This is a genomic window from Microbacterium sp. NPDC089190, assembly GCF_040701795.1.
GTDB classification, from domain to species: Bacteria; Actinomycetota; Actinomycetes; order Actinomycetales; family Microbacteriaceae; genus Microbacterium; species Microbacterium galbum.
Map to the genome: position 1 here is coordinate 204,102 of NZ_JBFBHF010000001.1, position 14,671 is coordinate 218,772.

The 14,671-nt window shown below is 69.9% G+C and carries 13 protein-coding genes; 2 read left to right on the top strand and 11 right to left on the bottom strand.

Features of this window, described 5'->3' with window-relative positions:
- Positions 1-37 precede the first annotated feature (37 nt).
- On the top strand, positions 38-2,632 hold the full coding sequence (locus AB0230_RS01050; RefSeq protein WP_366373451.1) for a LuxR C-terminal-related transcriptional regulator: 2,595 nt from the start codon (positions 38-40) through the stop codon (positions 2,630-2,632).
- A gap of 112 nt (positions 2,633-2,744) precedes the next feature.
- On the opposite strand, the gene AB0230_RS01055 is transcribed toward AB0230_RS01050, so the two are convergent.
- The 10 genes from AB0230_RS01055 to dapA form a co-directional block, all read right to left on the bottom strand.
- Positions 2,745-3,866 carry a regulatory protein RecX gene (locus AB0230_RS01055; protein ID WP_366373453.1) on the bottom strand — a complete coding sequence of 374 codons (1,122 nt, stop codon included), beginning with the start codon at positions 3,864-3,866 and terminating at the stop codon, positions 2,745-2,747.
- Positions 3,866-4,918 carry a recombinase RecA gene (gene recA / locus AB0230_RS01060; protein ID WP_315993086.1) on the bottom strand — a complete coding sequence of 351 codons (1,053 nt, stop codon included), beginning with the start codon at positions 4,916-4,918 and terminating at the stop codon, positions 3,866-3,868. The genes AB0230_RS01055 and recA overlap by 1 nt, the downstream gene beginning before the upstream one ends.
- 372 nt (positions 4,919-5,290) lie before the next feature.
- The gene (locus AB0230_RS01065; RefSeq protein WP_108319447.1) at positions 5,291-5,515 is read right to left on the bottom strand and encodes a DUF3046 domain-containing protein; all 225 of its coding nucleotides are present in this window, start codon (positions 5,513-5,515) and stop codon (positions 5,291-5,293) included.
- 12 nt (positions 5,516-5,527) lie between these two features.
- Complete coding sequence (locus AB0230_RS01070; protein ID WP_108319449.1) at positions 5,528-5,836, bottom strand: helix-turn-helix transcriptional regulator; 309 nt, start codon at positions 5,834-5,836, stop codon at positions 5,528-5,530.
- Positions 5,837-6,008: 172 nt separating this feature from the next.
- Positions 6,009-6,536 carry a CinA family protein gene (locus AB0230_RS01075; RefSeq protein WP_315993087.1) on the bottom strand — a complete coding sequence of 176 codons (528 nt, stop codon included), beginning with the start codon at positions 6,534-6,536 and terminating at the stop codon, positions 6,009-6,011.
- Positions 6,533-7,120: a CDP-diacylglycerol--glycerol-3-phosphate 3-phosphatidyltransferase gene (gene pgsA / locus AB0230_RS01080; protein ID WP_363578818.1), complete on the bottom strand. Its 588-nt coding sequence runs from the start codon at positions 7,118-7,120 to the stop codon at positions 6,533-6,535. Before pgsA ends, AB0230_RS01075 begins: the two co-directional genes overlap by 4 nt.
- Entirely contained in the window at positions 7,120-9,834 is a 2,715-nt protein-coding gene (locus tag AB0230_RS01085; protein WP_315993089.1) for a DNA translocase FtsK 4TM domain-containing protein, read from the bottom strand. Before AB0230_RS01085 ends, pgsA begins: the two co-directional genes overlap by 1 nt.
- Positions 9,835-9,884: 50 nt before the next feature.
- A complete protein-coding gene (locus AB0230_RS01090; protein WP_366373457.1) occupies positions 9,885-10,376 on the bottom strand; it encodes a GNAT family N-acetyltransferase in 492 nt (163 codons plus the stop codon).
- Positions 10,377-10,536: 160 nt separating this feature from the next.
- Positions 10,537-12,213: a ribonuclease J gene (locus AB0230_RS01095; RefSeq protein WP_315993091.1), complete on the bottom strand. Its 1,677-nt coding sequence runs from the start codon at positions 12,211-12,213 to the stop codon at positions 10,537-10,539.
- A 76-nt stretch (positions 12,214-12,289) separates the two neighbouring features.
- Complete coding sequence (dapA, locus tag AB0230_RS01100) at positions 12,290-13,267, bottom strand: 4-hydroxy-tetrahydrodipicolinate synthase (RefSeq protein ID WP_058232286.1); 978 nt, start codon at positions 13,265-13,267, stop codon at positions 12,290-12,292.
- A 95-nt stretch (positions 13,268-13,362) separates the two neighbouring features.
- On the opposite strand from dapA, the gene AB0230_RS01105 reads away from it, so the two are divergent.
- Positions 13,363-13,899, top strand: coding sequence for an NUDIX hydrolase (locus AB0230_RS01105; RefSeq protein WP_315993093.1), 537 nt, complete (start codon positions 13,363-13,365; stop codon positions 13,897-13,899).
- A 13-nt stretch (positions 13,900-13,912) separates the two neighbouring features.
- On the opposite strand, the gene AB0230_RS01110 is transcribed toward AB0230_RS01105, so the two are convergent.
- On the bottom strand, positions 13,913-14,671 hold the full coding sequence (locus AB0230_RS01110; protein ID WP_366373460.1) for an SDR family NAD(P)-dependent oxidoreductase: 759 nt from the start codon (positions 14,669-14,671) through the stop codon (positions 13,913-13,915).

Consider the following 14,671-nt stretch of genomic DNA (forward strand, 5'->3'; position numbering starts at 1 on the left):
CTGACCCGTCCGCCTGCGGGTATCCGGGGGGAGAAGTATGCGGACAGAACAGGCGACCTCGTGGTCGCGCGCAGTGATCGGTTCCGATCGGGATGTGATCGACCTGGCATCCCGTGTGCAGGCCGGCGTCTCCATGGTGGTGGCGGGGCCACGTGGAAGCGGCCGCAGCTACGTCCTCCGGGCCATCACGGCGGAGGTCGAGAAGCGCGGACGCGAGGTCATCATCGTCCGGCCGGCCTCAGCGCTGAGGGCCGTCCCATTCGGAGCCCTGGTCGCTACCGGCCACCCCGCCCTGCGCAATCTGAGCGAAGGATCACCGACGCGGATCGAGGGCGTGGTCGTCATCGACGACGTCGACGCCCTCGATCCCGCCTCAGCGCGTGCGCTCGCCCATGCGGTGGCCGCAGGCCGGGCGACCGCTGCCGTCGGGCTGCGCACCGCTCGCCCTCGGTCGCGGTACCGCCCCGATGACGCCGACGAGGTGCGCCGCACGTTCCTCGACCTCTGGATGGACGGCTTCGCTCGACGCATCGACCTGTCGGAGCTCACCGACGACGACGCACGGCGCATGATCGCGCTCTTCCCTGACGCGGATCTGCTCGACGTGCCGACGCGGGCGGGCCTCATCTGGCGCGCGGACGGCTCCCGCACACTGCTGCGTCAGCTCGTGCTGGAGGCGCTCCGGGCTGCCCGCGACGGCCGCGATCCGCTCCGGGCGGTCCGCTCCGTCGCCCCCGACAGCCGACTCGCCGTCGCGGTGGAACGCCACGTCGCCGGCTTTCTGCGGCAGGACCTCGAGTGCCTCGCCGGTGTGCGCCGCTTGGCCCACCTCGAGTTCGCGGTCGCCACACGCCTGTTCGACCCCGAGGCCGTCGGCGCGCTTCTCGGCAGCGGCCTCCTCCACGCCGATTCCTCGGCGGAACAGCGCCTCACGGCCAACGATCTCTTCGCGCTCCAGGCGCACCGGCAACTCGGCGACGATGTCGTCGATGCGATCATCGACGGCGCCGGCAGACGCATGCTCGCCGAGGCCGACCGCTGGTGGAGCTCCACCATCGCGGTCGCCGTCTCCGAACGATGGCACCGTCTCGGTTTCGACGCCTCGGGCGAAACGGCCTATGACCCGGCGCTTCGCGCCCGGGTGGCACTCGACGCGGCGCGAGAGGCGAATGACCGCGGGGACCCCGCCCATGCGGCCGCCCACGCCGCGCGCGGCCTCGCTGCCGTCGATGACCCCGCGCTGCACATCGAAACCGCTCTCGCGCGGCACGACGTGGTCGACCCGGACGGCGTCGTCGCCGACGGTTCCGCCCGCCGCCGGATCGCTCGTCTGCAGGCGTACAGAGCGGCGGCGGGGATGCCGCTCTCCACCGATGCGGCGCGGATCTCGCCCGAGCAGGCCGAGGCGGACGCCCAGGTGGAGCGCCTGCTCGGCGAGGCGGCGCGGGCGGGTGACCGGCTCGACTCCGCGAAGGCGAGCGAACTCGCCGAGCTGGCGATCTCGATCCCCGGCGCCTCGCCCCTGGGGCGACTGCGGGCTCTCGTGACGGCGGGCACCATGGAGACTCTTCGGGGCCGCTGGGCCGTCGCTCGAACCCACTACCGCGACGCGCAACGTCTGCTCGACGCGGACCCACGCCCACCCGGGATCACCACCCGAGATCGGCTGGCGACGTTGCTCTCGCTCCTCGTGGGGCACCAGATCGCCGGGGCCGACGGCACTGCGGCTCAGCACCGCCTCGAACGCGAGCTCGGTCCGGCCGCGCGTGAGGGCGGCTCTTCCGAACTGACCGTCGCGGGCGTCGCCGCGGCCATCGCGTTCGCTGCGTCCGGGCGACCCGTGCAGGCGTATCGCGAGGTGGTCTCGGCCATGCGCCGGGACCCGGCCGCGGTGGGCGACTCCACGGCCGCGATGCTGAGACTGGATGTCGCGGAGGAGTTGGCTCTTGCGCAGCGGCTGGAGGAGGCGCGCGCCATCCTCGCGCATGTCGATGAGGACGGGCCGCTCATCGTGCGTCGCAGCCGCCTCTACGTCGAGACGACCGTCCTGGTCGCGGAGGCGCGGGTCGCCGAGGCGCGTGCCGCCGCGCGCGCCGCCGCCGATCTCAGCCGCGGTTGCACGGCAGCGGCCCTGCGGATTCGCGACCTGTACCGGCTCGTGAGTCTCGACATCGCCGTGCAGGACGAGATCGACGAGCTCGTGCAGCTGGCCGCCACGACGGACCTCCCCCTCGCGACGGACGCGGTTCGCCGGGCGTCGGCCCGGTCAGTCGGAGCCGACGACGCACGACCCGTCGATGAGCTTCGGCTCCACGCACTGTGGTCGGCGCCCGCCGCCGAAGCGGTGATCCCCGCTCCCGCGCCCGCTCCGTCGCCCGTTGCCTCCCCGCCGCCCGAGGAGCTCACAGCCCGAGAACGTGAGATCGCTCTCCTCGCGAACGAAGGGCTCACCAACCGGGCGATCGCCGCTCGTCTGTTCCTCTCCGTCCGGACCGTGGAGTCCCACGTGTACCAGGCGCGCTCGAAAGTCGGAGCACCGTCGCGGCGCGAGCTCGCGCGCATGGTGGCGCAGGGTGTCGTCGCGCGTCTGCCTGACCCGCAGGATGCCGACGGGAACAGTCGTCAGGGCTGAACGCTCCCCTCACGCCGGTCAGGGATGAACACCGGTCAGGGGCGAACGCACGCCGGTCAGCGGCGAACCCACGCCCCATACGGGTCGAGGGCGAACGCACGCCTCACCCCGGTCAGTCGTCAGGAGTGAAACGCACGCCTGACGTCGGCCGGCTGAAAGACCGCGACCGTCCGATCCCCGCCTCGCTCAGCGCCGTCTTCGCGGCCGACAGAGCCACCGACGACGGATATCCCCGCCGCGCCAGCTGACCGGCCAGTCGCCGGAGCGACGCATCGTAGTCTTTGCCGTCCACGCCGCGGACTTTGGTGCGGGCGAATTCCAGCGCGCGCTCCGCGTCGTCGTCGGGAAGCTCTGCGAGTGCGGCTTCCGCGACGTCTCGAGGGATGCCGCGCTTGCGCAGCGTCTCGGCCACAGCCCGACGACCTTCGCCGCGCTTCTCGATCGCCGACATCGCGAGTTGTTCCGCGAACGCCGCGTCGTCGAGATAGCCGAGATCCACGAACTTGGCGATCAGCTCTTCGATGACGACCTCGTCCGCGCCGTCGACGCCGCGGAGGGCCGTTCGCGCTTCCGCCAGTGACAACGAGCGCGAACGGAGTTTGCGAAGCAGAAGCGCTTCGGCACGTTCGAGCGCATCGTCGACGTCGGCGTCTGCACCGGTTCCGCGTGAGTCTGTCGCACGGAGCGAAAGCGGATCACCCCCGGGGAGGTTCCACGCCGCGGCGGGGGAATCATGAGCGGACTCGCCGGACGATGTGTCGCTTCTCAGCGCCCTCAGTCGCGGACGCGTCGACCGAGGGACCGCGACATCCGCCGTCGTGGGATCCGCGGCAGCGGCACGACCGCGCGACGGGTGGGCGCCCTCGGAGGCGCGGCCGGAGCGCGTCGCCGCCGACACCCCGAACAGGGGAATGACCGGTGCGAGATCGGTGTCGACAGCACACAGGGAAGCCGTCCGGCCCGCGCGCGCGTCGGCGCCGTCACGCGACGCGGTCGAATCTGTGGGCGCGTCGGCGTCTTCACTCGAGGCGGTCGAACCTGTGCGCGCGCCGGTGTCGTCGTGACGCGAAGCGGGTGGATCCGCTGGCGCGCTGCCGTCATCGCTCGCGGTTGCGGCCCCTGTATCGGTGACATGGGCCCACGGCGAATCCGGCGAATCCGACGCCGAGGAACCCCGCCCGTCTTCGCCGCCTGCCGAACGCGGACGGACGGGGCCCTTGGTGTCGTCGCTCATCACGCCGGGCGGCGCTGGGCGAGCTCGTCGTCGGCGGGTGCCGCCACAGCAGGCGCTCCACCGATGCCGAGCTTGGTCTTGATCTTCGACTCGATCTCGGCCGCGACATCCGGGTTCTTGATGAGGAAGTTGCGGGCGTTCTCCTTGCCCTGCCCGAGCTGCTCTCCCTCGTACGTGTACCACGCGCCGGACTTCTTCACGATGGCGTGCTCGACGCCGAAGTCGATCAGGCTGCCCTCGCGTGAGATCCCCACGCCGTAGAGGATGTCGAACTCGGCCTGCTTGAAGGGCGGCGCCATCTTGTTCTTGACGACCTTGACGCGGGTGCGGTTTCCGACCGCTTCGGTGCCGTCTTTCAAGGTCTCGATACGACGGATGTCGAGGCGCACGGAGGCGTAGAACTTCAGCGCCTTTCCACCCGCCGTCGTCTCGGGAGAACCGAAGAAGACACCGATCTTCTCGCGCAGCTGGTTGATGAAGATCGCCGTGGTCTTGGTCGTGTTCAGACCACCCGTCAGCTTGCGGAGCGCCTGCGACATGAGGCGCGCCTGGAGACCGACGTGGGAGTCGCCCATTTCGCCCTTGATCTCGGCCTCGGGCACGAGAGCAGCGACGGAGTCGATGACGACGAGGTCGATCGCGCCGGAGCGGATCAGCATGTCGGCGATCTCGAGGGCCTGCTCACCGGTGTCGGGCTGAGACACGAGCAGAGCGTCGATGTCGACGCCGAGCTTCTTGGCGTACTCGGGGTCGAGCGCGTGCTCGGCGTCGATGAACGCGGCGATGCCGCCGGCACGCTGCGCGTTGGCGATGGCGTGGAGCGTCAGCGTCGTCTTACCCGACGACTCCGGTCCGTAGATCTCGATGATGCGACCGCGCGGCAGGCCGCCGATACCGAGGGCCACGTCGAGGGCGACGGAGCCGGTGGGGATGGTCTCGATCGGGGCGCGGTCGTCGCTGCCCAGTCGCATGACCGAGCCCTTTCCGAACTGCCGGTCGATCTGCGCCAGGGCGGATTCGAGGGCCTTTTCGCGCTCTGCGGGTGAGGGCATGACGTCTTCTTTCTGCTCGCGTTCCGGTCGCCTATAGGCTGTCGCGTCCCCCATCGACGATGGGGGCACCCGACAAGGCGTTCAGAGTGTCGTTCGACGTTCCTCACGTTAGAGAGGGCCTCCGACATTGGTGTCGGGAGACGGCCTTCCTGTGGATGAACGGGGCACGAAGCTCGTTGTGAAGGAGCCTACGCCCGAATCGAACGTAGATTCGATGACACGCCGGGATCTCGTCTGCGAGTCCCGAAAGCCCGGCGGCGCGCTGCCCTGCGGGGCGCGTGCATCAGCCCGCACCCGTTCGGCCCCGATCCGCGCTGCCGAAGGGAGCCGGCCTCACGGGTGGCCGACCGAGGCGATACCGAGATCGACGTCTCAGGACCGACGCGGTTCGAGCCGCCCGACGCCGTACCGACGGTTCTCCGGTACGTCGGTCTCAGCGCAGAGCGCGAGCCACACGTCGCGAGGATCGACGCCGGCCGCGAGAGCATCGGCACTGGTGCGTCCCCCCACCGCCGACAACACGAGATCGGTCAGCAGGGAGCCACCGCGGGCGCCGAACTCATCGGCGACAGCGCGATCGAATTCGCTACGACGCATGCGGACGCGACGTCAGCGCAGCGACAGCTCGGGCTCGACCGCGGCGACGAGTTCGTCGGGGACGACGTCGGGGAAGGTCTGGAGGCCCTCGAGCACGGAGAGCCGGTCGCCCACCTGGCGCATGATGGTCGAGATGGGGACGTCGAGCGCTTCGGCCACCGAAGCGAGGATCTCGCTCGAGGCTTCTTTCTGACCGCGCTCGACCTCGCTGAGATAGCCGAGGGCGACGCTCGCGCGACTGGCGACCTGGCGGAGGGTACGGCCCTTCTGCTGGCGGAGGTCACGCAGGACTTCGCCGATCTCTTGACGAACCAGGATCATTTGGGGCCCTCCTCACTGCTGATTCCGTCGCTGCCCGGATGAGCAACTGTAAAACACCATCTGTGGTCACCCTAATGCCGCGCGCTGTGCACCGGATGGGAATCGCTGGACGAAACCGGAGTGTGCGATCATTTGTTCCCGCACTCGGCGTCGATCCTCCACGGACGAGGATTCACAGGGCCGCGAGGACCCGCCGGATGGCCAGATGGGCGGTCTCCCGGCGGATACGGTCGCGGTCCCCCGCGATCACCAGCGAGTCGACGCGGGTGCCCAGCGGCGTCGAGACCGCGATGTGCACCGTGCCGACGGGCTGTCCGTCCTGCTCGTCGGGACCCGCCACTCCCGTCGTCGCGACGCCGACATCGGCGGGGACGCCGTCCGCACCGAGGACATCTCTGACCCCGCGCGCCATCTGGCGTGCCACGCGAGGATGAACGGCGCCGTGCGCGTCGAGCAGGGCGTGATCGACTCCGAGCACGCTGTGTTTGAGGTCGGTCGCGTAAGCGACCACTCCCCCGCGCACCACCCGCGAAGCGCCCGGCACATCGACGAGAGATGCGACGACGAGACCTCCGGTGAGGGATTCCGCAACGGCGATCGTCCACCCGAGCTCGGCGAGACGGTCCAGCAGCACCGCCGCGCTCTCGCGCGGGTCGCGGACGAGCGTCTCGTCGAGGTCGTCGGGAACGCCGTCGATCACCGGCGCCCTCGGCTCCGCCGTGCAGCACGGACCTCGGTCACGACGTAGTCGATGCCCGAGGCGATGGTCAGGATGACGGCGATCGTCATGGTCACGACCGAGACCCACCACACGGTGCCCTGCCATGCTCCCGCGTCGGAGAGGCCGGCGAACGGGATGAGGGCGATCGAGAGCGCGACGGCCTGGAAGACGGTCTTGAGCTTGCCCATCCACGCCGCGGCGAGCACGTGGTTGCTGACGACGATGAACCGGTAGATCGTGATGCCGATCTCACGGACGAGCACGATGATGGTCACCCACCACGGCAGCTCGCCGAGGATGGACAGCCCGACGAAGGCCACTCCGGTGAGGGCCTTGTCGGCGATCGGGTCGAGCAGCTTGCCGAGATCGCTCACGATCTCGTATCGCCGGGCGATGTACCCGTCGACCCCGTCCGTCGCGATGGCGACGATGAACAGGATGGCGGCGGCCCAGCGGAGTGCACCGCCCTCCCCCGCGTCGGCCAGAAGCAGCCAGAGGAAGACCGGTGCGCACAGGATGCGCACGATCGTGATCGCGTTGGGGAGCTGCGGGTGCACGGCCATCAGTCGCGTCCCGTCAGCTGCCAGGCGTCTTCGGAGCCCTCGTCGTCTTCCACGACAGGCAGCCCTTCGTATTGCGCCTCGATCGGGTCCTCGCCGTACCGGTCGTCGTCGCCGACGGCCGCGGGGGCCTCGGGCGCCTCATCGCCGCGCAGACGCGCGAGGACGGCAGGAAGCTGCTCGTTGGTGACGAGCACGTCGCGGGCCTTCGATCCCTCGGAGGGACCGACGATCTCGCGCGACTCGAGCAGGTCCATCAGGCGCCCCGCTTTCGCGAAACCGACGCGCAGCTTGCGCTGGAGCATCGAGGTCGACCCGAACTGCGTCGAGACCACCAGCTCCGCGGCCGCGAGCAGGAGCTCGAGATCGTCACCGATGTCGGCGTCGATCTCCTTCTTCTCGGCGGCCGCCTGCACGTCGGCGCGGTACTCGGGCCGAGCCTGCTGCGTGACGTGAGCGACGACCTTCTCGATCTCCTGCTCGCTCACCCACGCTCCCTGCACGCGGACGGCCTTGGACGCCCCCATGGGCAGGAAGAGACCGTCGCCCTGACCGATCAACCGGTCGGCACCGGGCTGATCCAGGATGACGCGGGAGTCGGTGACGCTCGTCACGGCGAAGGCGAGGCGCGAGGGCACGTTCGCCTTGATGAGGCCGGTCACGACATCGACCGACGGACGCTGCGTCGCCAGGACGAGGTGGATGCCGCTCGCGCGGGCGAGCTGGGTGATGCGGACGATCGAGTCCTCGACGTCGCGGGGGGCGACCATCATGAGGTCGGCCAGCTCGTCGACGACGACCAGAAGATACGGATAGGGCTTGAGCACCCGCTCGCTCCCGGCCGGCAGCTGGATCTCCCCCGCGACGACCGCCTTGTTGAAGTCGTCGATGTGACGGAAGCCGAACGACGCGAGGTCGTCGTACCGCATGTCCATCTCCTTCACGACCCACTGCAGCGCTTCGGCGGCCTTCTTGGGGTTCGTGATGATCGGCGTGATGAGGTGGGGCACCCCCGCGTAGGACGTCAACTCGACGCGCTTGGGGTCGATGAGCACCATGCGCACGTCGGACGGCTTGGCGCGCATCAGGAGGCTGGTGATCATCGAGTTGACGAAGCTCGACTTGCCCGAACCCGTGGATCCGGCGACCAGAAGGTGGGGCATCTTGGCCAGGTTGGCCACGACGAAGCCGCCGCCGACGTCTTTGCCCACGCCGATGGTCATGGGATGCGTCGACGAGGTCGCGGCATCCGATCGGAGGATGTCGCCGAGCGTCACGATCTCGCGGTCGGCGTTCGGGATCTCGACGCCGATCGCGCTCTTGCCGGGGATCGGGGCGAGGATGCGGACCTCGTTGGAGGCGACGGCGTAGGCGATGTTGTTGGTCAGCGCGGTGATGCGCTCGACCTTCACCCCGGGCCCGACCTCGATCTCGTACTGCGTGACGGTCGGACCGCGCGAGAACCCGGTCACCCGCGCGTCGACCTTGAACTGCTCCATCACGCTCTCGATGGCGGCGACCACCGCGTCGTTCGCCGCGGAGCGGGCCTTGGGGGGCGTCCCGGTCGCGAGCGCCGTCACGGCGGGCAGACGGTAGTTCGCGGCGGGCGGCGCACCGGCACTGTCGCCGCCGAGCCCCGAGATGCCCGGCAGATCGTCGTCGTCGCCCAGATCGATCGACGAGTCGTCGTGCAGACCGCGGCCGGATACGGCACCGGCGAGAGCGCTCGCGTCGAAGACCTCGGTGAGGGCATCGGGCGCGGGCGGGACCGGCGGCGGGGTCGGCGCCTTCGCACGGGGCGCGACGGGCTCCGGCTCGACCATCGCCGACTCGAAACCACCCTGCGTCGTTCCGGGCGAGAGCAGGGTCGTGAGGTCGTCGGAGCCGAGGGATCCGTCGGCGTCCTCTTCGCGGCCCGACCTGTTGCGTCGCCACCAGGGCAGCGACTTCTCGGCGGGCTCGTCGTCGGCGTCGTCGACGGCGAGGACCTTCGTGGTGGCATCGCTCTGCTCGGAGCGCTCGACCCCGAACATCCAGGCGTAGAGATCGCCGAGCCGACGTCCGATGCGGTTGGGGGGCGTCTTGGTGAGGATCAGCACGCTGAGCACTGCCACCAGGGAGAGCGCGATGTAGGCGCCCACGTCGGTGAGCGCGAAGGCCAGGGGCTCCCCCACGATCCAGCCCGCGATGCCGCCCGCCGGGCTGAGGGCGGGCAGTCCGCCTTCGCTCGGCACGGGACGACCACCGGCGACGTGACAGAAGCCGGCGAGCGTGACGATGAAGAGCCCGAATCCGATGCCGACGCGGCCGTTGTCGTGCACGGATGCGGGATGCCGGAAGAGCCAGCCCGCCAGCAGCAGGAGCAGGACGGGGAGCACGAACGCGACGCGGCCGAAGAGCGCGCCGAAGCTGTAGGCGCTGATGAGGGCAGCGGCCTCTGTGCCGATGAAGAACCACTCGACGACCGCACCGAGGACGGCGAGCACGACCAGGAAGAACGGGAAGCCGTCGCGTCGCTGATCGCGCTCCAGGTTCTCGGGGCCGAACGCCCGGAACATCCCGCCGACGCCGTGGGCGACCGCCATCCACGCGCGGGCGGCGACGGGAGGCTTCTCGGGCTCGTCGACGTAGCGCTTCGGCGCGGGCGCCGAGGCTTTCGATCGCGACGACCCCTTCGCGGGGGCGCGACCGCCGGACGGGGACGAGGTACGAGCCATGCCTCCACGGTAGGCGCGACCCCTGACATTCGCAGGTACCGACGCGGGGTTCAGCGCAGGCGCTTGACCATGACGTCGCGGCCGATCCCCCGCCGCACGACGGCGAACGCCTCCGAGCGGTACAACGACACGGCGAAGTTGTCTCGCTCCACGCTGAGGCTGAGGCGCGCATACCCCTCGCCGCGAGCGTGGTCCACGAGGTGCTGCAGCAGGGCTCGTCCCGTTCCGTGAGACCGCCAGACGGGCCGCACGCCGATGATCAGCTCGGGCACGCCCGTTCCGATCCAGGCGAATCCGGGCTCGTCGCGCGGGAACATCCGATACCAGGCGGCGCCGATCGGCTCCCCCGTCGGCGACTCGGCGACGAAGCCCGCGTCGCCCGGCCGCAGCCACCCGGCGATGTATCGGCGATGGTCCGGACTGCTCAGCACCTCGTGACGAGGGCGGGCACCACCGGCGCGCCAGTTGGCGGCCTCGACGGTCATATCGGCGAGGAAGGCGCCGTCGGAACGGACAGCCGCACGGATCGAGAGACCGGGCATGCCCGCATGATAGCGAGCGAGGGCATACCCGCGTGACCACGACGACCGCCCGGGCGCCCCGAACAGGCCCGCCTCGCCTCACGGCGTGATCGCAGACGGAACCCGGGAACGACGCAGCGCCGCGGGGGGATCCCCGCGGCGCTCCGCTCTGCTCGGCTGCTCAGGCCTCGATGACCATCGGTACGATCATGGGCCGACGACGAAGCGACTGGTTGACCCAGCGTCCGATCGTGCGACGCACGACCTGGGACAACGCGTGGTTGTCGCGGACCCCCGACTTCGCCGCCTCGGCCAGTGCCGCCGCGATCTTCGGCTTCACGCTGTCGAAGACCTTGTCGTCCTCCGCGACGCCGCGGGCATGGATCTCGGGTCCCGACACGATCTTGCCGGTCGCGGAGTCGACGACGACGATGACCGAGATGAAGCCCTCCTCGCCGAGGATGCGTCGGTCCTTCAGGTCGGCATCCGTGATCTCGCCCACCGATGACCCGTCGACGTACACGAAGCCGATGTCGACCTGGCCCACGACCTCGGCCACGCCGTCGCGCAGATCGACGACCGTGCCGTTCTCGCCGAGGATGGTGTTCTTCTCGGGAATGCCGGTCTCGCGAGCGAGCTTGGCGTTCGCCATCAGGTGGCGGTACTCGCCGTGCACGGGGAGGACGTTCTTGGGCTTGAGGATGTTGTAGCAGTACAGCAGCTCGCCCGCCGCGGCGTGACCCGAGACGTGCACCTTGGCATTGCCCTTGTGCACCACGGTCGCACCGAGCTTCGTCAGCCCGTCGATGACGCGGTAGATCGCGTTCTCGTTCCCGGGGATCTGGCTGGATGCCAGGATGATCGTGTCGCCCTCGCCGGGTTCGATCGCGTGATCCAGGTTGGCCATGCGGCTGAGGACGGCCATCGGCTCGCCCTGCGACCCGGTCGACATGTAGACGATCTTGTCGTCGGGCAGGTCGCGCGCCTTCTTGTAGTCGATGAGCACGCCGTCCGGCACGTTCAGGTAGCCGAGGTCGGCCGCGATCCCCATGTTGCGCACCATGCTGCGCCCGAGCAGCGCCACACGGCGACCGTTCGCGTGGGCGGCGTCGAGCACCTGCTGCACGCGGTGCACGTGACTGGAGAAGCTCGCGACGACGACACGGCGAGGCGCCTTGGCGATCACCTGGTCGAGCACGGGGCCGATGCCGCGCTCCGTGGGCGTGAACCCGGGCACGTCGGCGTTGGTGGAGTCGACGAGGAACAGGTCGACGCCCTCCTCGCCGAGACGCGCGAACGCACGGAGATCGGTGATGCGACCGTCGAGCGGCAGCTGGTCCATCTTGAAGTCGCCCGTGGCGAGAACGAGACCCGCAGGGGTGCGGATCGCGACGGCGAGGGCGTCGGGGATCGAGTGGTTGACCGCGACGAACTCGAGATCGAACGGACCGACCTGCTCGCGCTGCCCCTCCGCCACCGTGAGGGTGTACGGGCGGATGCGGTGCTCTTTCAACTTCGCCTCGATGAGAGCGAGGGTGAGCCCCGAGCCGATGAGGGGGATGTCGCCCTTGAGCTTGAGCAGGTAGGGGACGGCGCCGATGTGGTCCTCGTGGCCGTGGGTCAGCACGACGCCGACGATGTCGTCGAGACGGTGCCGGATGGGCTCGAAATCGGGCAGGATCAGGTCGACGCCGGGCTGGTGCTCCTCGGGGAAGAGCACGCCGCAGTCGACGACGAGCAGCTTGCCGTCGTACTCGAAGACGGTCATGTTGCGACCGACTTCGCCGAGGCCGCCGAGCGGGATGACGCGGAGGGTGCCCGCGGCGAGCGCGGGCGGATCGAACGGGGTAGTGGGCATATGTGCCTCCTCGGATGCCGCCGTGCGGCATCCCTCTGTGTGGCGTCCCTGGCCGCGGTTCGGCGGACGCCGATGCTTATCTCGTGGTGCCGTGCACCTTCGGCAGCGCGCCGCCGGCGGCCGCGTTGCGGTCGGGGCGGAAGTTGGAGAAGTCGGCGCCGGCCACGTTCTTCACGAGGGCCAACTCGTCTTCGATGACGGCGGCTTCCCACTCCTCCGGCCCGACGAGGGGCAGGCGGACCCGGGGGCTGCCGATGCGGCCGAGGCCGTGCAGGATGTACTTCGCCGCGACCGTGCCCGGTACGTGCGTCATGACGGCGCGGACGAGCGGTTCGAGGCCTTTGTGCGCAGCGGTGGCGGACGCCAGATCGCCCGCGTTCACGGCATCCACGATCGTCCGGTAGGGCGCGGCGGCGATGTTCGCCGTGACGCCGATGAGGCCGGACGCGCCGATCGAGAGGTGCGGGAGGACGTTGGCGTCGTCGCCCGAGAAGTACATCAGGTCGGTCTGGTTCAGGACCCGGCTGACCTCGCTGAAGTCGCCCTTGGCGTCTTTGATCGCGAGGATGTTGGGGTGCTTCGCGAGGCGCAGGATCGTCTCGTACTTGATGGGCACACCCGTGCGGCCGGGGATGTCGTAGAGGATGACCGGCAGGTCGGTCGCGTCGGCGACGAGACGGAAGTGCGTCAGAATGCCGGCCTGCGTGGGCTTGTTGTAGTACGGCGTGACGATCATGATGCCGTCGGCGCCGGCCTTCTCGCTGGCCTTGTAGAGCTCGATCGCGTGCGCGGTCTCGTTCGAGCCGCCGCCCGTGATGATCTTGGCGCGACCGGCCGACACGCTCTTGCCGACCTCGACCAGACGCAGCTTCTCGGGGTCGGTGAGCGTCGAGGTCTCGCCCGTGGTGCCGGTGACGACGATGCCGTCGGCCCCGGCGGTGATGACGTCGTCGATGTGCTTCTCGGTGGCGGGCCAATCGACTTCGCCGTCGGCGGTCATCGGAGTGATGAGCGCGACGAGCACCTGACCGAAGGGATTGCCGGAGTGCGTCATGATCCCAGGTTATCGGTTCGGCGGCGTCCTCCCCCGGCCTCCCCCGCAGTCGGTGTGAACAATGCGTGACGGCGAGGGCGTCCTAGGGTGAGCGCATGGCCTGGACGACCCGCGCGACGCGCACCGTGTACGAGAATCCCTGGATCAACGTCCGCGAGGATGACGTGACCGGCCCGCACGGCGACGGCATCTACGGGGTGGTGCGTATGCAGAACCCCGCGGTGTTCGTCGTCGCGCTCGATGACGACGAGCGCGTCTGCTTCGTCGAGCTCGAGAGGTACACGACGGGTCGTTCGCTCGAGATCCCCGCGGGCGGGTCCGACGGAGAGGATCCGCTCCTCGCGGCGCGACGTGAGCTGCTCGAGGAGGCCGGGGTGACGGCATCCGAGTGGCACGATCTGGGAGCGATGAACGCCCTGAACGGCATCGCCGAGGCCCCCGAGCACGTCTTCCTCGCGCGCGGCCTGTCGATGACGGATGCCACGGCCTCGCAGAGCGAGGAGGGCATCGACGCCGTGCGGTGGATCCCGTTCGCCGAGGCGCTCGCGCTGATCGCGGGCGGCGGCATCACCGACGGGGAGACGATCGCCGCCCTCGCCTTCGCCGGGATCCGGTTGGGTCGGTTCCGCTGAGACGCGAAGGGGATCAGCGCCCGCGTGACGCCGCGCGCACGACCACCGCGTCGGGCAGCAGGCGCGACCCGGCGACCAGGAGCTTGTACCGCCACGACGGCACCGACACCGAGCGCCCCCGTGCGGCGTCGCGCAGTCCCTCGCGCACCACGGTGGCCGCGTCGAGCCACATGCGATCGGGCACTCCCTCCTGCCCCGGAGGGAGGCCGAGGCGCTCGTGGAAGTTCGTGTGCACGAAGCCCGGACAGACCGCCGTCACCGTCACGCCCCGTGGACGGTAGACGACGTTCGCCCAGCGGCTGAACGAGATGAGCCACCCTTTCGCGGCGCCATAGGTTCCGCGCGGCACGAACCCGGCGACGGAGGCCACGTTGACGATGCGGCCGCTCCCCCGCGAGAGCATCGGGGTCAGCGCTGCGTGCGTGAGCCGCATGGCGGCCTCCACGTGCAGTCGCAGGTGGCGCACCTCGGCGTCGACGTCGTTCTCTTCGAAGGCGAGGTCGAGCCCGAATCCCGCGTTGTTCACGAGCACGGCCACGTCGCCGACCAGGAGGCGCTCCTCGACGCGCGAAAGAGCGTCGGGCTCGAGGAGGTCGGCGCTGAGGACCTCGACCGCGACGCCGTGACGATCGCGCACCTCGGCGGCGACGGCCTCCAGGGCGGCTGCGTCGCGGGCGACGAGAACCAGGTCGGCGCCGCGCGCGGCGAGCTGCCGGGCGAACTCGGCGCCGAGGCCCGAACTCGCCCCCGTGATCACCGCGGTGCGCGTCAT

Bases quoted from the DNA above. Each gene is read 5' to 3' on its own strand.
- AB0230_RS01050 (WP_366373451.1), top strand. From the start codon at position 38: ATGCGGACAGAACAGGCGACCTCGTGGTCGCGCGCAGTGATCGGTTCC.
- AB0230_RS01055 (WP_366373453.1), bottom strand. From the start codon at position 3,866: ATGAGCGACGACACCAAGGGCCCCGTCCGTCCGCGTTCGGCAGGCGGC.
- recA (WP_315993086.1), bottom strand. From the start codon at position 4,918: ATGCCCTCACCCGCAGAGCGCGAAAAGGCCCTCGAATCCGCCCTGGCG.
- AB0230_RS01065 (WP_108319447.1), bottom strand. From the start codon at position 5,515: ATGCGTCGTAGCGAATTCGATCGCGCTGTCGCCGATGAGTTCGGCGCC.
- AB0230_RS01070 (WP_108319449.1), bottom strand. From the start codon at position 5,836: ATGATCCTGGTTCGTCAAGAGATCGGCGAAGTCCTGCGTGACCTCCGC.
- pgsA (WP_363578818.1), bottom strand. From the start codon at position 7,120: ATGGCCGTGCACCCGCAGCTCCCCAACGCGATCACGATCGTGCGCATC.
- AB0230_RS01085 (WP_315993089.1), bottom strand. From the start codon at position 9,834: ATGGCTCGTACCTCGTCCCCGTCCGGCGGTCGCGCCCCCGCGAAGGGG.
- AB0230_RS01090 (WP_366373457.1), bottom strand. From the start codon at position 10,376: ATGCCCGGTCTCTCGATCCGTGCGGCTGTCCGTTCCGACGGCGCCTTC.
- AB0230_RS01095 (WP_315993091.1), bottom strand. From the start codon at position 12,213: ATGCCCACTACCCCGTTCGATCCGCCCGCGCTCGCCGCGGGCACCCTC.
- dapA (WP_058232286.1), bottom strand. From the start codon at position 13,267: ATGACGCACTCCGGCAATCCCTTCGGTCAGGTGCTCGTCGCGCTCATC.
- AB0230_RS01105 (WP_315993093.1), top strand. From the start codon at position 13,363: ATGGCCTGGACGACCCGCGCGACGCGCACCGTGTACGAGAATCCCTGG.
- AB0230_RS01110 (WP_366373460.1), bottom strand. From the start codon at position 14,671: ATGACGCGCACCGCGGTGATCACGGGGGCGAGTTCGGGCCTCGGCGCC.